At 51.0% G+C, this 18036-nt stretch carries 16 protein-coding genes and 1 pseudogene; 4 read left to right on the top strand and 13 right to left on the bottom strand.

From position 1 onward, the window contains the following. Positions 1-30: 30 nt before the first annotated feature. Complete coding sequence (locus tag tca_RS03390) at positions 31-1521, top strand: 2-isopropylmalate synthase (protein WP_048175457.1); 1491 nt, start codon at positions 31-33, stop codon at positions 1519-1521. A 10-nt stretch (positions 1522-1531) separates the two neighbouring features. Further along, positions 1532-2002, top strand: coding sequence for a KEOPS complex subunit Cgi121 (cgi121, locus tag tca_RS03385; RefSeq protein ID WP_048176564.1), 471 nt, complete (start codon positions 1532-1534; stop codon positions 2000-2002). On the opposite strand, the gene tca_RS03380 is transcribed toward cgi121, so the two are convergent. Beyond that, on the bottom strand, positions 1989-2951 hold the full coding sequence (locus tca_RS03380) for a DegT/DnrJ/EryC1/StrS family aminotransferase (RefSeq protein WP_048175456.1): 963 nt from the start codon (positions 2949-2951) through the stop codon (positions 1989-1991). The genes cgi121 and tca_RS03380 overlap by 14 nt on opposite strands. Positions 2952-2955: 4 nt before the next feature. Continuing rightward, positions 2956-4119 carry an Nre family DNA repair protein gene (locus tca_RS03375; RefSeq protein WP_048176563.1) on the bottom strand — a complete coding sequence of 388 codons (1164 nt, stop codon included), beginning with the start codon at positions 4117-4119 and terminating at the stop codon, positions 2956-2958. Positions 4120-4278: 159 nt separating this feature from the next. Here tca_RS03375 and tca_RS03370 point away from each other — a divergent pair, with 159 nt between their 5' ends. Continuing rightward, the gene (locus tag tca_RS03370; RefSeq protein ID WP_286709226.1) at positions 4279-6408 is read left to right on the top strand and encodes a NosD domain-containing protein; all 2130 of its coding nucleotides are present in this window, start codon (positions 4279-4281) and stop codon (positions 6406-6408) included. 249 nt (positions 6409-6657) lie between these two features. Here the strand turns inward: tca_RS03370 and tca_RS03365 are convergent, their stop codons facing one another. The 4 genes from tca_RS03365 to tca_RS03350 all read right to left on the bottom strand — a co-directional run bounded on the left by tca_RS03365 (position 6658) and on the right by tca_RS03350 (position 9125). Beyond that, complete coding sequence (locus tca_RS03365) at positions 6658-6891, bottom strand: hypothetical protein (protein ID WP_231855355.1); 234 nt, start codon at positions 6889-6891, stop codon at positions 6658-6660. 19 nt (positions 6892-6910) lie between these two features. Beyond that, complete coding sequence (gene msrB, locus tca_RS03360) at positions 6911-7366, bottom strand: peptide-methionine (R)-S-oxide reductase MsrB (RefSeq protein ID WP_010876350.1); 456 nt, start codon at positions 7364-7366, stop codon at positions 6911-6913. A gap of 166 nt (positions 7367-7532) precedes the next feature. Continuing rightward, positions 7533-8459 carry a glutamine-hydrolyzing GMP synthase gene (guaA, locus tag tca_RS03355; protein ID WP_048060888.1) on the bottom strand — a complete coding sequence of 309 codons (927 nt, stop codon included), beginning with the start codon at positions 8457-8459 and terminating at the stop codon, positions 7533-7535. Between the two features lie 111 nt (positions 8460-8570). After that, a complete protein-coding gene (locus tag tca_RS03350) occupies positions 8571-9125 on the bottom strand; it encodes a GMP synthase subunit A (RefSeq protein WP_048060887.1) in 555 nt (184 codons plus the stop codon). Between the two features lie 60 nt (positions 9126-9185). Between tca_RS03350 and tca_RS03345 the strand changes: the two genes are divergently transcribed. Then, positions 9186-9332 carry a hypothetical protein gene (locus tca_RS03345; protein WP_162828724.1) on the top strand — a complete coding sequence of 49 codons (147 nt, stop codon included), beginning with the start codon at positions 9186-9188 and terminating at the stop codon, positions 9330-9332. A 102-nt stretch (positions 9333-9434) separates the two neighbouring features. On the opposite strand, the gene trxB is transcribed toward tca_RS03345, so the two are convergent. From trxB to tca_RS03310, 7 genes and pseudogenes are all read right to left on the bottom strand, one after another. Next, the gene (trxB, locus tag tca_RS03340) at positions 9435-10343 is read right to left on the bottom strand and encodes a thioredoxin-disulfide reductase (protein ID WP_048060886.1); all 909 of its coding nucleotides are present in this window, start codon (positions 10341-10343) and stop codon (positions 9435-9437) included. 138 nt (positions 10344-10481) lie between these two features. Then, positions 10482-12341: a Glu-tRNA(Gln) amidotransferase subunit GatE gene (gene gatE / locus tca_RS03335; RefSeq protein WP_010876346.1), complete on the bottom strand. Its 1860-nt coding sequence runs from the start codon at positions 12339-12341 to the stop codon at positions 10482-10484. Positions 12342-12345: 4 nt separating this feature from the next. Continuing rightward, complete coding sequence (gene gatD / locus tca_RS03330; RefSeq protein WP_286709141.1) at positions 12346-13653, bottom strand: Glu-tRNA(Gln) amidotransferase subunit GatD; 1308 nt, start codon at positions 13651-13653, stop codon at positions 12346-12348. Further along, positions 13653-15125 carry a 2-oxoacid:acceptor oxidoreductase family protein gene (locus tca_RS03325; RefSeq protein ID WP_286709140.1) on the bottom strand — a complete coding sequence of 491 codons (1473 nt, stop codon included), beginning with the start codon at positions 15123-15125 and terminating at the stop codon, positions 13653-13655. Before tca_RS03325 ends, gatD begins: the two co-directional genes overlap by 1 nt. After that, entirely contained in the window at positions 15079-16137 is a 1059-nt protein-coding gene (gene vorB, locus tca_RS03320) for a 3-methyl-2-oxobutanoate dehydrogenase subunit VorB (RefSeq protein ID WP_286709139.1), read from the bottom strand. The genes tca_RS03325 and vorB overlap by 47 nt, the downstream gene beginning before the upstream one ends. Then, positions 16118-16357 carry a 3-methyl-2-oxobutanoate dehydrogenase subunit VorC gene (vorC, locus tag tca_RS03315; RefSeq protein ID WP_286709138.1) on the bottom strand — a complete coding sequence of 80 codons (240 nt, stop codon included), beginning with the start codon at positions 16355-16357 and terminating at the stop codon, positions 16118-16120. Before vorC ends, vorB begins: the two co-directional genes overlap by 20 nt. Continuing rightward, positions 16354-18032 (bottom strand): annotated as a pseudogene (locus tag tca_RS03310) (AMP-binding protein). Before tca_RS03310 ends, vorC begins: the two are co-directional and overlap by 4 nt. Positions 18033-18036 lie beyond the last annotated feature (4 nt).

Raw genomic sequence — 18036 nt, 5'->3', positions numbered from 1 at the left:
TATTTTCTGAACACCTTAAAGGGGATTAAATTGCAGGTTAGAGTACTTGATACCACACTGAGGGATGGAGAACAGACACCAGGGGTTTCACTCACCCCTGAGGAAAAACTGAGAATAGCACTCAAAATCGATGCACTGGGCGCAGACATCATTGAGGCAGGCTCAGCAATCACATCAGAGGGTGAAAGGGAAGGTATCAGGAAAATCACAGCTGAGGGTTTGAGTGCAGAGATCTGCAGCTTCGCAAGGGCTGTGCGGGAGGACATAGACGCTGCAGTCTCATGTGACGTTGACAGTGTGCACCTGGTGGTCCCAACATCTGACCTGCACCTTGAACACAAACTCCGAAAGACAAGGGAGGAGGTCCTCGAGCAGGCGGTGGACTGCACAGAGTATGCAGTGGACCATGGTATTCTGGTCGAACTCTCAGCAGAGGACTCAACAAGAAGTGACATGGACTTCCTCCGGACCATCTTCAGGGAGGGTATAGAGGCCGGTGCAGAGAGGATATGCGCCTGTGACACTGTCGGCATACTCACACCAGAACGTTCCTATGAGTTCTACAGGGGACTCTCAGAACTGGGGGCACCACTGAGTGTGCACTGCCACAACGACTTCGGCCTGGCAGTCGCAAACTCCCTTGCAGGTCTAAGGGCGGGGGCATCGGAGGTCCATGCAACAATAAACGGTATAGGTGAAAGGGCAGGCAATGCAGCCCTTGAGGAGGTTGTCGTGGCCCTTAAATCCCTCTATGATGTGGACACCAGTATCAACATAGAGATGCTCTATGAGACATCGAGGATGGTTGCAAGGATGACCGGTGTATACCTCCAGCCAAACAAGGCCATAGTGGGAGAAAACGCCTTCGCCCATGAATCAGGGATACACGCCGACGGTGTCCTCAAGAAGGCTGAAACCTATGAGCCAATAACACCTGAGATGGTTGGTCACAGGAGAAGGTTCGTGATGGGCAAACATATAGGCACCCATGCCCTCAGGAAGCGACTTGATGAACTCGGAATGAAGGTCGCCGATGATAAACTCATGGAGATATTCAGGAGGGTCAAGACACTGGGAGATATGGGTAAATGCGTTACCGATGTGGATCTCCAGGCAATAGCCGAGGATGTCCTCGGGGTCATGGAGGACAAGGTGGTTGACCTCCAGGAGGTCACCATAGTCTCAGGTAACCGGGTGACGCCCACAGCATCCGTCAAGCTCCGGGTCGATGACAGGGAGGTACTTGAGGCAGGTACCGGTGTTGGTCCCGTGGACGCAGCCATAGTTGCCATAAAGAAGAGCCTCGAGGACTTTGCAGACATAACACTTGAGGAGTACCACGTGGATGCCATCACAGGGGGTACAGATGCCCTCATAGACGTTGTCATAAAACTCAGACACGGGGACAGGATAATAAGTGCAAGGAGCACACAGCCAGACATCATAATGGCCAGTGTCGAGGCCTTCCTCAGCGGTGTTAACAGGCTCCTGGCAAATGAAAAATCTGAAGGGACTCATTGAGGGTGCTAATATGAATTTAGACGTTAAAGGCTACCGTGGAGTTGTCAGAGACCTCACGGGGCTCCTTGATGAGCTGAAAGGTTTTCCATGCACGGTCCAGCTTATGGATGCCAGGGCAGTTGCAGGCAGGGAACATGCCATCCATGGGGCAATCCATGCACTGAAGGCCTTTGAGAGGGGCCAGAACATCTCCAGTGACATGGGGATAGAGATATGCCTTCGCGTTGCGGGTATGAGGCAGATAAGCAGGGCCATTGAGCTCCTGGGCATCAAAGAGGGTGAAATGGAGATCTGCGCCGTCCTTGTTGACTGTGGAGATGAAGTGATTAAATTTCTGGATTCAATTTTTGAAAGGGATGATGGTGTCCTCGAACCTGATGAGGAATATCTGAGGAGGATCTACGACCTTGGAGGGGAGGCTGAGACAGTCGGTGTTGGAGAGGCCCTCATGGAGAGGACCACAATGCTCACCGTGGCCTAGTCGCCCCCATGGTTGAAGAGATTAACTCGGCCATCGCCTCAAGGTTTTCAGGGGTCAGAGAACCCACATCAAGGTTTTTAACCTCAACTGCAACTGCACTCTCAATGACTCGATCATAGGAGGGACAGGGAGTGAATATGCTTCTCCCGTCGGCGTTTATAACCTTTCTGAGGCGCTTCACATCACCACGGGGATCACTGGATGGTATTATGACGTTTATACCCCTCTTATCGGGGTGCAGGACCCCTTCAAGGTTCTCCTTGAGGTAGCTGCAGGCTCTGAGGGTCTCTGTAAGGTTCCTCTCTGCAACTTCTAGCTCAAGGGCCACAGCCGCCCTCACGTATGGGTCAGCTTTGAGGGCGGAGAGGAGCATGTCCTGCTGCACGATTTGCGGGACTGATGTTGATATGAATCCCCCACCACCCGCGTTCACGGTCTTCGGTGCACCTGTGGATGCTATTATAATGTCACTGATTTTGCCATTGCAAAGTCTCTCCAGGGGGTCTGAGACGCTCCCTGAGGCGTCCTCAACCAGAAGAGCCCCGTGGGATCTGCAGACATCTGCAAGTTCCCTGATGGGCTGTTCTGCCGTGTAACCTGCAAAGCTCGTCACAAGGAGTGCACTGGCACCCGTCTCAGTCAGTCTCGCATCGAGGACCTCCGGGTCCAGGAGCCCAAGGTCTGTCTTCACGGTCAGTACCTCCATCCCGGTTATTTCAGGGATCCTCATGAATCCCCTCCAGCCGCCCTGGTCGGGTACCAGGAGGGGCCCCTCAAGGCGGTGGGCCAGGAGAAGTATGGCCGCATTTCCGCTGTTGAGTAACCTGGCGTATCTGTGTCCGGTCACCTTCCTGATCCGGGCCTCAGGGTCATGCTTCTCGCCGTAGAGTGCAGCGCGGCACACGGCCCTCCTCGCCTCTGCAGAGGGTTCTCTGAATTTCAGCTTCATACTATCACCTGAAGAACGAGTCAAGGGTTGTCTGTCTGGATATTTCAAGTTCCTTCAGGAGGTTGCTCCTCACCCTGAAGGCCTCAAGTCCAAGTTTAAGCTTACTGTCAATGAATTCAAGTGCACCCCTCAGGTCGTTGAACATGGTGGGTTCTGTATCCATGGCATTTTTCACGTTCTCCCTCACATTGAATACTCCGAGGGGCACGTAGCCCGGGTAGGCCTCCCTCAGGATGATTGCCCCTGCCTGTTTTTCCTCCCGGTCCAGGGCATCGAGAACAGCCATCTTGGCGCTGTAGTAGCAGCCACCCACCCTTGAATATTCCCTCTTACCCTTACCGGTCTCATGGTCTGAGAATATCATTGCACGGCCGTCCCTCTTCATGAAGGCCTCCATCCATTCATACTGCCACTCTGAGGGTGTCAGGAGTATCAGGTAATGGTTTTTGAGGCTCTCAAACTCATGGACCCTGAAGGTGTCTATGGGCTCATATTCAAGGACCCTTTCGAGGAAGTGGTCGGCGAGGGTGCTGTCACAGGCTGTTATTGACCACCTTGTCGGTACAAGTTTTCTCCTTTTCCCTTCGCCGAGGGCACCGACTGAGAGTGCCTTCTGTACGGCCGAGAAGGGTGTACCCCTCCTGTGGAGCTCGACTATGGCCTCCCGTGCCCTGAGGTCAGTGTCGTGGTAGGCCCTCTCAAGTTCACGGTCCCATTTCACGTTTTCTATCTCAAAGTTCTCAAGAACTGCGCTGGGACCATGGGGCGTCTGTTCTTCGCTGAAAAAGAGTCCTCGTGGTTTCCTTCTGAACTGGGCCTCGCTTTCAATGGCCCCTGATGAGAGGGATATCTCCTGGAGTTTTTCCACGAGGTGATTGTCCAGGTCGCGGACGCCCACCAGCTGTTTTCCCCTTACAAGGTTGAGACGGTAGTCTATGATCTCCTCCTGTGTCTTTCTCTCTGGTATCCATCGCTCGGGGGAGTCAAATATTTCCACTTCCTCCTGTACAGGGGCTATCATGGGGCCCGCATAAACCTTAGGGTAATTCCAGCTACCTATGAAGACCGATGGGGGTGTTGCTCCCTCCAGTTCCTCTCCTATGCTTATTGATTTCATTTTGAGGTCCCTTGTGAGCCTCTGGAGGAAGGCGTACTTTGACCTTATCATCATATAAGAATTTCATCCAGGGGTTATATCTTTTTTATGAAGCAGTTCTTCTAATTGTTCCCTTCAAATCTTTTTCATGTTTTTTATTCGCCGTTAAGATGATGCTATTTTTTGGGTTTAGGGTAATGTTAAATAATGATTTAATAATATAATTAGTTGGTGAAAATAATGTCGAGGATCTCATTTCTAGTGCTAGTTTTAGCAGTGGCGTTCTTGCTTGTAAATGGGGTATCAGCAACAGTTGTTAACTTAAATACAACTGAAGAATTCAGCACAATCCAGGAAGCCATAGATAACAGTACAGATGGACATCATTTAATCGTCAATTCAGGAACCTACAATGAAAATGTGCTCGTTAACAAAACTCTAACATTAGAGGCTAACGGAACAGTAACCGTATCCGCAAGCAATAGTAACATGCCAGTATTCAATGTCACAGCCAACAACACACAGGTCAAAGGATTCACAATAACAGGTGGCAACCCCGGAATCCACCTAACTGGATCCAACAACACTATCTGTAACAATACCATCACCAGCAACGGCGAGGAGGGAATCTACCTACATAGTGGATCAGGTAATAACACCATCTGTAACAATACCATCACCAGCAACGGCGAGGAGGGAATCTACCTACATAGTGGATCAGGTAATAACACCATCTGTAACAATACCATCACCAGCAACGGCTATGGAATCGGCCTATATGATGGATCATGTAATATTATTTGTAACAATACTATCACCAGCAACAGCTACGAGGGGATCTACCTACTTGGATCAGATAATAATACTATCTGTAACAATACCATCACCAACAACCAATGGGGAATCTACCTATATGAATCAAGTAATAATACTATCTGTAACAACACAATCACCAACAACAGCAATGGAATCTACCTATATGGATCCAACAACACCATCTGCAACAACACAATCACCAACAGCAGCTATGGAATCGTCCTATATAGTGGATCAGGTAATAATATTATCTGTAACAATACCGTCACCAACAACCAATGGGGAATCGAACTATTTGGATCCAACAACAATACTATCTGTAACAATACCATTATCATCAACAGGTATGGAATCTTCCTATCTGGATCAGGTAACAATACTATTGTTGGGAATTATTTCATTAACAACACAAACCAAACAGCAGGAGATTTAAGTGGCAATTATTGGAATGGGACAGAAGTGGGTAATTACTGGTCAGATTATGCGGGAGACGATCTCGATGGTGATGGTATAGGTGACACACCATACAATTTGGATCAGAAACCATTAATCGTTGACTTAATGATTGAAAATATCAGCACAAGCGGCGGTATACAGGTAAGGGTTAAAAATAATGGGAAAGCAGATATAACAAGGATAGATCTGAACGCAAAAATCCCAATCACAATACAATATAACAGCCAAGAATTCACACGAGACATAGACCCCCTACCAAACGGAGGAACACAAACAATCACACTGAATATCGTCCCAGCAGGAAACTATCAAATCATAACAACAATACTATACAACGAAACAACACACTACCTGGAAACTACAACCATAAGAGACGCTAACACCAGCAACAACATCAAAAACATCAACATAACAGCAGGGAACCTTAAGGTGACTCCAACGAGTGGAGTGGCGCCACTGAACATTAAAGTGTCTGCTGATTTGACAAATACCGGCGACTTTCCAGGAAATTATACAGCTGGACTTATAGTGAATGGTCGGAGAGTAGCTACAAAGACCGTGGAGGTTCCTGCTGGTGGTGTGGTGGTTGTGAGCTTCAATTACACCTTGACTTCAGCGGGTAATTATACCCTGGCAATAAATAATCTGACAGCCTTTGTGAGTGTTAAAATTAGTGTTAAACAGCTCACTGATGCTGCTTCTTGGGTTAGAGCTTATTATGGGCGTTATGGTAGATTGCCAGGTAAAGTGACAATCAGTGGACAGGGGTATAGTATGGCGCAGTTCCTTTACCTGCTTTGCAGGGCAACGGTTAATATAAATGCTGGTAACGTGGCTCCGATTTCTGTGAAGAGTGTTGCAAGTCCGACAGCTCCTGGTGGATGGTATAGGCATGGCAGACTTTACAGGTCAAGTTATGTGGGGGTTGCAAAGAATATCCTTTCATTCATTGACAGGTATGCTCGAGCACCAAATTACACCATCACTGGCCTTGGAAGAATACCATTCCAACGTCTGGTTTACGTGTACAGTGAAATCATAAAATTTTATGGAACCAATAAGCGGCTACCAAACTACGTCACAATCTAAACCTTTTTTTAATATTTTTTTGGTTATATAGCTCCTCAGCAGAGTGTTCAGGGACATATCAGGTGAAATCCAAGGTCCGGGTTTTTTGCTGATCTTCACAATTTTGATAGTTAGAGTCGCCGGGACTACCTTGAGATCATAGGGTATTTCCTGTGATTCTATGATGATCACTTCGTTCACTCTGGGCTCATGATAAACGAGGCCAACGAGTTAATGAACCAGGCTGCTGCAATGTTTAACGGCCTCTGATCAGCCCTCACCACTGATGAAGTGGATGTAGACGAGCTCCACGAGGCGTCCGTAGATCCATGGGACCAGTATGAACATTGCAATACCGGCGATCCCTGTAAGGAGACCGAGGATCCATTCAGGATAAAAATTGGGTCTCCATGTTCCGATGATGTATGTCAGGGTGTTGATGAACCCTGTTGCAACTGCCATTATGAGTCCAGCCACCCAGTACCTTCCAAAGTCCTCAGCCATTCCAGCACCTTCCTGCATTTCACCCTATCTGATCCCTCGGGATGAACTTCAGTGCCGCTGAGTTCATGCAGTACCTCTTCCCTGTGGGCCTGGGACCATCATCGAATACATGGCCAAGGTGGGCGTCGCACCTGGCACAGAGGACCTCACAGCGTACCATCCCGAGACTGCGGTCCTCCCTCAGTTTAATGTTGTGTTCTGATACCACATCATAGAAGCTCGGCCATCCTGTCCCTGAATCGAATTTGGTTTCTGAGTCAAAGAGGTCTGTACCACAGCATATGCAGCGGTATATGCCGTCATCGTGGAGGTCATGATATTTACCTGTGAATGGTGGCTCTGTGCCGGCTTTCCTTGCAACACGGAAGGCTTCGGGGTCAAGTATCTCCCGCCACTCATCATCTGAGAGTTCAATCCTCTCAACCATTTCAACACGGTTTTTTGCAACAGAGAATATCGGGATCCTGTCTTTCATACGTCAAATTATGTGACTCATAACTTATTTAGTTAATGAGGGATTCACTTTCATAATCTCCATCTCTTGAAGGGGAACTGCTGGTGTTTTTTCAAGCATCTTAAGAAAAAAAGGGTTTTGTTTTTTTCTGTGGTCTGATATTCAGAAAAAAAGATTTCGTGGCTTTTCAGGCAAATTCAATGGTGCTTGGCGGCTTATCACTTACAGAAAGAGCCACATGGGTTACCTCAGGTATCTCGGCGGTTATGCGCTTTGATATCCTCTTTATGAGATCCCATGGAAGTTCAGGGACACTTGCTGTCATTGCGTCAAGAGATTCAACCATCCTTATAACCACGAGGTATCCGAAGTCCCTCACGTCCCCCTTGACCCCGGTGACCATGGTGTCAGTAAGTACAGCGAAGTACTGCCAGAGACTCTCGTGGAGGCCGCTTTCAACGACCTCCTCCTCGACGATGGCGTTGGCCCTTCGGCATATCTCAATCTTCTCCCGGGTTATCTCCCCGACTATCCTCACTGCAAGTCCTGGACCCGGGAAGGGTTGCCTCTGGATCATCTCACGTGGAAGACCCAGTTCAAGGCCAATTTCACGTACCTCATCCTTGTAGAGCTCCCTTATTGGTTCAACTATCTCGAGTACAAGTCCGTGTGGGAGTGCGACGTTGTGGTGGGACTTTATCTGACCCTCACTTTCAATCCAGTCAGGGGCTATTGTGCCCTGCACCAGGTACCTGGCACCTATCTCCTCGGCTACCCTTTCAAAGACCTCAATGAACACCCTTCCGATTATCTTACGCTTCTCCTCAGGGTCTGTGACACCCTCAAGTTCCTTCAGGAACTCCTCTGAGGCGTCAATGTAGCGGAAGTTCAGGCGTTCACTGAATGTTTTTCTCACGTACTCTGCTTCTCCCTCCCTGAGGAGTCCATGGTCAACAAATACCGCTGTGAGGTTATCTCCGATGGCCCTACCGGCAAGAACAGATGCCACGGAACTGTCAACTCCTCCTGATAGTGCTATTATGGCCTTTTCGTTACCAACGGTACTTCTTATCTCTTCAACTGCTTCTTCAATAAAATCAGATGGATTCAGCATAAGCATCACCGAATAAAAATGATTGATTTATTATCTTGCAGGACATCTATTTAATGTTAAGGATGGACGGTGTTCTGACCCGTGTTAGGGTGGGTACCTTCAGGTCCCAGTTCATGACCTGCAGACATCATAGAAGTTCTCGAAGACCCTGTGGCCCTCCCTCGTATGGTGGACCTCGGGGTGGAACTGTATACCATACACAGGTTTATCATGGTGTTTCATGGCCTCCACTTCACATATGCTTGATGTTGCGAGGACGTCAAACTCGTCAGGTAGCTTCTTAACCTCGTCCTTGTGGGAGGCCCATACACTCATCCTTGGCCCGAGTCCCCTGAATATGTCGTCCTCGTCGAGTATCTCAAGTTCGATCTGGGCGTAGCTCTCCGCCTCTGCCGTTGCAACTTCTCCACCGTAGGCCTTTGCTATCAGCTGGTGGCCCAGGCATATGCCGAGGATGGGTATTTCAAGCTTCTGTATGTACTCCACACAGTTACCGGACCTCTCAAGTGATGGTCCACCACCGAGTATGAGGCCCTCGGGGTCCCTTGAGATGATCTCATCAAGTGGTGTGGTGTTGGGTACAAGCTCGGAGGGTATCTGGAGGTACCTGAGTGTCCTGTGTATCCTGTGATTGTACTGCCCGTGATTGTTGATGATGAGTATCATAAACATTCTCCTCTTCTGATTCTGAAAAGCTATTTATATTTTACCGAATAATTAAATATTATGGAGGCAGTGGATATAATTTACATTCTGGTTGCACTCGTCCTTGCAGTTGTCGCTTTCTATGTTCTGGTATGGCTGCTACCCGTGTTAGTGGTCCTTATAATTGCATACATCATATACATCTTCCTGCGGGGAAGGAGTGTTTGATACTCAAGCTGATGCTATCCTGAATAATCATATCTGGAGAGTAGCAGATGCGCAACCTGATTTAAACTCATTTCATAAAAAGAATTAGTAGGTAAGTGACTTTCAGTAGCTCTGTATTTCACGGTAGGCGTAGGTTGCTGCGATGGCACCCTCTGCACATGCCGTTACCCACTGGTTCAGACCCCCTGTTATATCCCCTGCGGCATAAACGAGGGGCACGTTTGTCCTCTGGAATTTGTCTGTGATGATGTAGCCTCCTTTATCCACCTCAACACCGAGGTCAACTGCAAGCTGGTTGAGGGGCTCTTCGCCGATTGCTATGAATACACCGTCAACCTTGAGGGTCTCGTCCCTGCCGGTTACACGGTTGTGGATGATGACCTCCTCAACCCTCTCATCACCCCCTATCTCCTTAACCACAGAGTTCCAGATCACAGGGATCTCCATCTCACGAAGCTTGTCCTGGAGGTACTTATCAGCCCTCAGCTCATCCCTCCGATGGACTATACTCACATCACAGCCTATGTTCTTTAGGAAAACGGCCTCCTGGGCTGCGCTGTTACCACCTCCAACCATCAGGACCTTTCGACCCTTGTATAGGGGGCCATCGCAGGTTGCACAGTAGCAGACACCCCGCCCCAGAAGGTCGTTCTCACCTGGGACTCCAAGCTGCCTGTGTTTGCTGCCGGTTGCAAAGATGATTGCCGAGGCGGTGTAGGTGTCCCTTGATGTCTTGACCGTGAACACATCACCTTTCTCTATCTCCTTAACCTCCTCCATTTCCCTCAGCTCTGCAACAGCGGTGGCCTGTTTCTTCATCTTTGTAACGAGGCTCATTCCCGCGATCATCTCGAATCCCGGGTAGTTCTCCATCATGGGCACCTCGAGGCCCAGTCCACCGGCCGGGCCCTTATCCAGCATCAGGACGCTGCTTCCCTGCCTTCCACCATAGATACCGGCTGTGAGCCCTGCAGGGCCAGCCCCTATAACTATCATGTCATAATCAGTCATCATACCACCTTAATCATTATCTTGGTCACCGGTGGAGATAAAGATTTCACATTCAGTTAACCGGTTCATATTAAAAAGGAGGTGGAGCTTTAGGGTCTGCTGAGCACCCTCAATAATAAAAAAAGGGGGCTGGTTTTTTCAGAGCCTCTCCTGGATCTTCTCCCGGAGGATCCTGTTTACAACCTTACCATCTGCCCTTCCACGGAGCCTGCCCATGGCCTGCCCCATCAGAGGACCCATGGCACCCATACCCCTCTCAGAGATCATATCAAGGTTACCCTCAACGATCTCCTGGATTATGGACTCGATCTCATCCTCAGCGAGGAGCAGGAGGTTGAGCTTACGAGCAGCATCCTCCGCTGCAAGGCCCTCATCAGCCATGCAGGCCACTATGTCCCTGAGGGCATCCTTTGAGATCTTACCGACCTCAAGGAGTTTAATGGCGTCTCTCAGTTCATCAAGGCCCAGCCCGTCCACATCATGGCCCTCCCTCCTGAGCTCCCTCAGGGTGTAGGCCAGGAGTGATGCTATGACAGTGGTATCGACCCTGAATTCTGTAAGGGCCTCAAATTCATCAACAAGGTTACGCTTAACGAGCTGTGATGCCAGGTCCTCACTCAGACCGTAGTCCCTCATTATCCTCTCCTTCTTCTCTGAGGGGAGTTCAGGCAGGTTCCTCCTGATGCCCTCCAGGAGGTCATCCTCTATCCGGAATAAGGGTATGTCTGTTTCAAGGTACATCCTGCTTGAGGTTGGCAGGGGCCTGAGGTACTGTGTGTTACCGTCAGGCAGCGCCTTCCTTGTCTCCTCAGGCACACCCTGGATTGCCATCTCCGCACGCCTTATAACCTCCCTGAGGGCATTCTCGGCGGTGACCCTTTCATGGGCAACCATGACAACCGCATCACCCTGGGAGGCACCCACGGCATCCCTGAGGCCCCGAACCTCTTCCTCTGTTATACCGTAGGCAGGGAGTTCATCGGTGTGGAATATGCCACTCACACCCCGCTTTTTAGCATAATCAGCCATCTCGGTGCCGAGACGCCTTCCTGGCTGGATTTCAACCCCTATGAGACCATCAAAGCCCCTCAGTTTAACTGCGAGTACAGACTCCGCCGAGGAGATTATCCTGGATTCTGTATCTGCGAAGACCTCTGACACATCGAATATCTTATCCTCAACCACAGCACCCCTCTCCTGGAGGGTGTCCCTTATCTCAACCAGACTGAGCTGCCTCTTAACCTCCCTCTCAACTATCTCGGGTATGAGGTCAAGGTCCTGGACCCCCTTAACCTCCACCCGGGCACCATCACGTATGGATATGTTGAGGTCCTGCCTTATGGTTCCAAGGCCCCTCTTGACCCTGGTGCTCCTCAGGATCTGCCCTATCTGGTAGGCAACCTCCCTCAGCTGCTGTGGGTCGCTCATTGATGGGTCGGTGGTTATCTCAACGAGGGGTATGCCCAGGCGGTCCAGTCTGAAGACCACGCCGTCCCCTGTCTCCCTGATCCTCCTGGCGGCGTCCTCCTCAAGGCAGAGGTTCTCTATTTTAACTGTTCCCTGGGGGGTTTCGAGGTGTCCGTCGGTTGCAACAAGACCTGTCCTCTGGAATCCTCCGGTGTTACTTCCATCGATCACCTGCTTCCTCATGGTGTGGAACTCATCAACAACCCTCATATTGAGGAGGAGTGCGATTGTAACTGCGATTTCAAGTGCCTCAGGGTTCAGGGGGTGCGGCGGCTCCTCATCAGCCTCAACGAGGCATGTTTCCTCGTGGTAGTTCTCGTAGTGGAAGTGGAGCTTCCTCATGGCCTCCTCGAAGGCTGCTCTGTCGAATTTTCCGAGCTCGCTCTGGGTTGGCCTGAGGTTCCTCACAATATCATGGTCGGGTTCAGAGTCAGTGAGTTCTGTTCTGCAGGGACAGAAGAGTTTGCTCTCTGTATCAAGCTGCTGGTGTATTTCAAGGCCCATTTTGAGTCCTACTTTTTCCCAGTCCATTGTATCATCCCCTGAAGTATGCTATCGATGTCCTCTCATTGATCTCACCTGCAATGTTCTCCCTCATCATCTCACAGGCCATTTCAGGGTCATCTGTCTGTCCCAGGACCCAGCACATCTTCACGTAGGCAACCTCCGGGAGCATGTCATCGCAGGGTATGACACCTGCCTGCAGCAGTCTTCGCCCTGTACTGTAGACGTTCATGTTCACCCTTCCGTTCAGGCACTGGGACGTCATTGCCACAGGGACTCCCATATCATGGGCCTCCCTTATGACCGGTATCAGGGTGTCAGGGCAGTGACCGAGGCCTGTGCCCTCAATGACGATACCCCTGTAGCCCTCATCGAGGTGCCATTTTATGATATCAGGGGATATTCCAGGGTAGCTCTTTATGAAGGCAACCCTCTCCTCCACGCGGTCGCTGAGTTCCAGTTCATCTGAGCCCCTCTTTCTGTAGTTTTCCTCGAGGATTTTAATGCCATCGGGTGTCAGCTCTGCAAGGGGAAGGGCGTTCATGCTTCTGAAGGTGTCCCTCCGGGATGTGTGCATCTTCCTCACCTTCACGCCCCGGTGGAGGTGGCAGCTGAGGTCGTCCATGGTCGCGTGCATGCAGACTGTGACCTCTGCGATTTCTGAGGTCGCTGCCCTGACAGAGCACTGTATGTTGAGGCTTGCATCTGAGGAGGGTCTGTCTGAGCTCCTCTGGGCGCCGGTGAATACCACAGGTACCGGGGTCCTGAGCATGAAACTGAGGGCGGCTGAGGTGTAGTGCATGGTGTCTGTTCCATGGGCCACCACCACCCCATCTGCACCATCCTTTATCTCACCGTAAACTGCCCTGGCTGTTTCGACCCAGTATTCTGGTTTCATGTTCTCGCTGAGTATGTTGAAAACCGCACGCCCCCTTATATTTGCAATGTCCAGGAGTTCGGGGTTTGCACGGAGAAGGTCATCTGCTGTGAATGCAGGGTGAACAGCCCCTGTGCGGTAATCTATTATGGATGCAACGGTACCACCTGTTGATATTATTGATACATCAGGTAATTCTGGATCTTCAGCGGCTTCAACTGGCGGGAGTTCTATCCTTGGCTCGGATCCCTTCTCAAGGAGCTCTATCCGCGCATCGCTGATTTCAACTCCGATATTGTAACCGTTTTCAAGTTTCAGGACCACGTGTCTGTCATCTGCATCGTCTGCACGGTCAAGGACCATGCCCTCATAGGTGACGTCTGGTTTCTCAACCAGCACCATGTCCCCCACATCTATGGAGGCTGATTCCAGGAATTTCCTTGCTCTTCCCTGGTAGGACATTATAATTCCCCCTCAATGTTTTCTCTTGCCCACTCTGCACCTGCCTCAAGGATCCTCAGGTTCATATCTATGATCTTTTCCTTACCTGCGAAGGTGAATTTTATGGCCTCCCTGAATGATTCCTCATCAAGGCCTGTGAGTCCGAGGGCCATCATAACCCCCAGCATGACCGTGTTGGCGGCCCTTGCTGTTCCATGCTTCCTTGCGATCTCAAGGGCAGGCACACCCACGGCCCTCACGGCACCACCACTGAACCTGGCTGTTGTGGAGTCATAGAGTATGATCCCCCCATCGGCCACGTCATCTGCGAATTCATCGAGTGATGGCTGGTTGAGGGCCACCAGGACGTCGGGTGTGTCAACTGCAGGTGAACCCACCCTTTCACCGGATATAACAACACCGCAGCTTGAGGTGCCCCCCCTCTGCTCGGGGCCATAGGCAGGGTACCAGGATGTGTGTCTGCCCTCGCTGCAGGCTGCCTGGGCGAGTGTCAGTCCCATGCTCAGGACGCCCTGACCTCCGAAACCTGCAATCTTCACCCTCACCTCAGGGAATTCAGGGTCATCCACAGGGTCCGGGACGGAGTCCTCCCTGATCTGGAATATCCTGTCAAGACTCTCCCTAGAGAAGTCACTCTCTGACCTTATCAGCGGCTCTGCTTCGGCTGAGCGGTCCCTGAAGTTCTTTACAGGGAATTCCTTTTCCATCTCCTCCTTGAGGAACCTTTCTGCACCTTCAGCGTCCTGTCTGAGATTTGTGGGGCAGGGGGACAGTACCTCAACGAATGCGTATCCTTTACCATCTCTCTGAATCTCCAGTGCCCTCTTAATGGCCCGTCTGGCCCTTCTTATCCGCTTGGGGTCTGCCAGTGACACCCGTTCTATGAATACAGGGGCCTGAAGGTTGTCCAGAAGTTCGCACATGTGGAGGGGGTAACCTGCGTACCTGGGATCCCTGCCGGTGGGGCAGGTGACAGTCACCTCACCTACAAGGGTTGTTGGTGCCATCTGGCCTCCGGTCATACCGTAGACGGTGTTGTTGACGAAGAACACCGCCAGTTTCTCCCCCCGGTTGGCTGCCTGTATGGTCTCGTTGAGGCCGATTGATGCAAGGTCCCCGTCGCCCTGGTAGAGTATGACAACCGCGTCGTCCTCTGCACGGGATATCCCTGTTCCAACGGCAGGGGCGCGGCCATGGGCCACCTGGACGTTTCCACAGTCAAAGTAGTAGTAGGCGAATACCGCGCAGCCCACTGGACTTATCATGACGGCCCTTTCCTGTATCCCGAGTTCATCCATGGCTTCCCCTATCAGCTTGTGCAGTATACCGTGCCCGCATCCTGCACAGTAGTGTGTTGCTGTGGGTGCGCTTCCACCCTTCCTCTCAAATACATCGTGGAGTGAATCCGGCTTTCTGATCACCTTCTTAGTCACTGGAATCCCCCGCAACTTCTCTGATCTTCTCAAGAACATCCCTGAGTTCTATAAGGTTTCCACCCATCCTGTTAACGAGTTCAACGTCCCTGCAGCCTGAGGCCATCCTTATATCCTCCCTCATCTGTCCGCTGCTCATCTCAACTGATATTAACCTGCAGCCACCATCTGCAAGTTCTCTGATTCTGTCTGATGGGAACGGGAAGAGTGTTATGGGTCTGAGGAGGCCCACATTTATACCCTCTGCCCTTGCAGTTTCAACGGCGCTCCTGGCCACCCTGCTGCTTATACCATAGGCCACCAGGACGATCTCTGCATCATCCACCAGATATTCCTCGTATCTCACCTCGTTCTCCTCTATCATGGCATACTTCTCCTGGAGGTAGAAGTTGAACTCCTCAAGCTCATCAAAGTCAAGGAATATTGAGGTTACAAGGTTTTTCATTGTCTCCCTGTTACCGCAGACAGCCCATGAGGTGTCTGGCCTGTGCTCAACTGCCTCCTCAGGGAAACGCAGTGGTTCAGCCATCTGACCGAGCACGGCATCCGTGAGGACAACCACCGGGTTCCTGTACTTATCTGCCAGTTCAAAGGCTTCCATTGTGAGGTCGCACATCTCCTGGACGCTGCTGGGTGCCAGTACCATGTTACGGTAGTTTCCGTGTCCTCCACCCTTCACAATCTGGTTGTAGTCTCCCTGCTCCGGTCCGATATTTCCGAGGCCCGGACCGGCCCTCATCACATCCACTATGACTGCAGGGAGCTCTGCACCGGCAAGGAAGGATATACCCTCCTGTTTCAGACTTATGCCGGGCCCGGATGATGCTGTCATTACCCTGTGCCCTGCTGCGGCTGCACCGTATACCATGTTTATGGCTGCCTCCTCTGATTCTGCCTGCACGAATTTCCTTCCCACCATCGGGAAGTACCTTGAGGCCTCATGGAGTATCTCGCTTGCCGGTGTTATGGGGTAGCCGAAGTAGCAGTCGCAGCCAGCATACATTGCCCCTATTATCACCGCAGTGTTTCCCTTAACCATCTGTGTTGCCATCTTCACACCTCTCTATGTGGACCTCAATGGCGTTTATCTCGGGGCAGGTGTAGTAGCAGTTTCCACATCCATTGCACCCCTCTCCCCGGTACTCAACGTAGTGGTAGCCCCTCTCATTGATTTTGCTGCTCATGTGGAGGACCTTCCTGGGGCATGCGATTATGCAGCGTTCACATGCCTTGCACTCCACACTGTTTATTACAGGATAGGCCTTCTTCATGGGTTTTCACCGTCTCCTTCAAGGTCATGTTCACGGATCTCGACACGCCTTATCTTACCGCTTATGGTCTTGGGCAGCTCATCAACGAATTCAACTATCCTCGGGTACTTGTAGGGCGCGGTCACACGCTTAACATGGTCCTGGATCTCCTTTTTCAGCTCCTCTGAGGGTTCATAGCCCCTGGCAAGGACGATGGTGGCCTTCACAACCTGTCCCCTTATGGGGTCAGGGTATCCTGTTACTGCACACTCCAGGACCGATGGGTGGGATATGATGGCACTTTCAACCTCGAAGGGCCCTATACGGTAACCGGAACTCTTTATGATGTCATCTGTTCTCCCAACGAACCACATGTAGCCGTCTTCATCCATCCAGGCTGTGTCCCCTGTGTGGTAGTATCCGTCGTGCCATACCTCTGAGGTCTTCTCAGGGTTCCTGTAGTATCCGTTGAAGAGACCGAGGGGTTTGCCCTCAGCGGTTCTTATGACTATCTCACCCTCCTCACCGACGTCCACAGGGTCACCGTTCCGGTCCACCAGTTCAACAGGGTAGCCGGGGGATGGCTTGCCCATTGAACCAGGTTTTGGCTCCATCCACGGGAAGTTTGCTTGCACACAACGCATTCTGTCTGCCCGAATCCCTCCATTAGCTGGAGGCCGGTGTGTTCCCGGAACCTCTCAAATACCTCAGGGTTCAGGGGCTCCCCAGCTGTAACAGCATATTCGATTCCTGAGAGGTCATATCTTGACAGGTCCTCCTTTATGAGGAACCTGTATATTGTTGGAGGGGCGCAGAATGTGGTTATCTCGTATTTTTCAAGTTTTTCCAGCATCTTCTCAGGGTCAAAGCGGTCATAGTCATAGACGAAGACAGCGCTTCCAGCTATCCACTGACCGTAGATCTGGCCCCACATGGCCTTTGCCCAGCCGGTGTCTGCAACCGTGTAGTGGAGGCCGTCCTCCCTGACGTTCTGCCAGTACTTCGCTGTTATTATATGGCCCAGGGGATAGGTGTGGTCGTGTTCTATCATCTTGGGCATCCCTGTTGTGCCCGATGAGAAGTAGACGATGAGGGTGTCATCCCCACCGGCACAGTCCTCTGGCCTTTCGAAGTCGCCTGGAAGTTTCATGATTTCTTTCCTGAGATTTATCCAGCCGTCCCTATCACTGTCACCAACCAGGACCCTCCGGGTATCTGAGCCCAGTTCAGCGATGGCTCCCTCAAATACTTCAGGGACACCGTCCTCTGCTATGCAGACAACCATCTTTATGTCCGCCTCCCTTATACGGTAGACGATGTCCTTCTCCTTGAGCATGTGTGTGGCCGGGATTGCTATGGCCCCTATCCTGTGGAGCCCCAGGAGGGCGTACCAGAAGTCATACCTTGCCTTGAGGGTCAGCATGACTGTGTCACCCTTCTGTATACCCTCCCGGGTGAAGAAATTCGCGGCCCTGCTGGATAGGTCCCGGAGTTCACCGAAGGTTATCCTTTTCTCCTCGCCATGGTCGTTGCACCAGACCAGGGCCACCTTATCAGGTTCAATTTCAGCGTATCTGTCAACCACATCGTATGCGAAGTTGAAGTTTTCGGGGACATTTATTCTGAAGTTGTCACGGAAATCCTCGTATGAATCAAATTCAACACGGTTCACGAATTCGTTGATGAGAGCAGTCATAGGT

The organism is Methanothermobacter sp. EMTCatA1 (assembly GCF_002356395.1).
GTDB lineage: Archaea > Methanobacteriota > Methanobacteria > Methanobacteriales > Methanothermobacteraceae > Methanothermobacter > Methanothermobacter thermautotrophicus.
The sequence above is the reverse complement of the archived record's forward strand: the minus strand, read 5'-3'. Positions and strand labels throughout refer to the sequence as shown.

What these genes read in the sequence shown, in the direction of transcription:
- cgi121 (WP_048176564.1), top strand. Translation starts at nt 1,532, where the DNA reads ATGAATTTAGACGTTAAAGGCTACCGTGGAGTTGTCAGAGACCTCACG.
- tca_RS03380 (WP_048175456.1), bottom strand. Translation starts at nt 2,951, where the DNA reads ATGAAGCTGAAATTCAGAGAACCCTCTGCAGAGGCGAGGAGGGCCGTG.
- tca_RS03375 (WP_048176563.1), bottom strand. Translation starts at nt 4,119, where the DNA reads ATGATAAGGTCAAAGTACGCCTTCCTCCAGAGGCTCACAAGGGACCTC.
- tca_RS03365 (WP_231855355.1), bottom strand. Translation starts at nt 6,891, where the DNA reads ATGGCTGAGGACTTTGGAAGGTACTGGGTGGCTGGACTCATAATGGCA.
- msrB (WP_010876350.1), bottom strand. Translation starts at nt 7,366, where the DNA reads ATGAAAGACAGGATCCCGATATTCTCTGTTGCAAAAAACCGTGTTGAA.
- guaA (WP_048060888.1), bottom strand. Translation starts at nt 8,459, where the DNA reads ATGCTGAATCCATCTGATTTTATTGAAGAAGCAGTTGAAGAGATAAGA.
- tca_RS03350 (WP_048060887.1), bottom strand. Translation starts at nt 9,125, where the DNA reads ATGATACTCATCATCAACAATCACGGGCAGTACAATCACAGGATACAC.
- tca_RS03345 (WP_162828724.1), top strand. Translation starts at nt 9,186, where the DNA reads ATGGAGGCAGTGGATATAATTTACATTCTGGTTGCACTCGTCCTTGCA.
- trxB (WP_048060886.1), bottom strand. Translation starts at nt 10,343, where the DNA reads ATGACTGATTATGACATGATAGTTATAGGGGCTGGCCCTGCAGGGCTC.
- gatE (WP_010876346.1), bottom strand. Translation starts at nt 12,341, where the DNA reads ATGGACTGGGAAAAAGTAGGACTCAAAATGGGCCTTGAAATACACCAG.
- gatD (WP_286709141.1), bottom strand. Translation starts at nt 13,653, where the DNA reads ATGTCCTACCAGGGAAGAGCAAGGAAATTCCTGGAATCAGCCTCCATA.
- tca_RS03325 (WP_286709140.1), bottom strand. Translation starts at nt 15,125, where the DNA reads ATGTTCTTGAGAAGATCAGAGAAGTTGCGGGGGATTCCAGTGACTAAG.
- vorB (WP_286709139.1), bottom strand. Translation starts at nt 16,137, where the DNA reads ATGGCAACACAGATGGTTAAGGGAAACACTGCGGTGATAATAGGGGCA.
- vorC (WP_286709138.1), bottom strand. Translation starts at nt 16,357, where the DNA reads ATGAAGAAGGCCTATCCTGTAATAAACAGTGTGGAGTGCAAGGCATGT.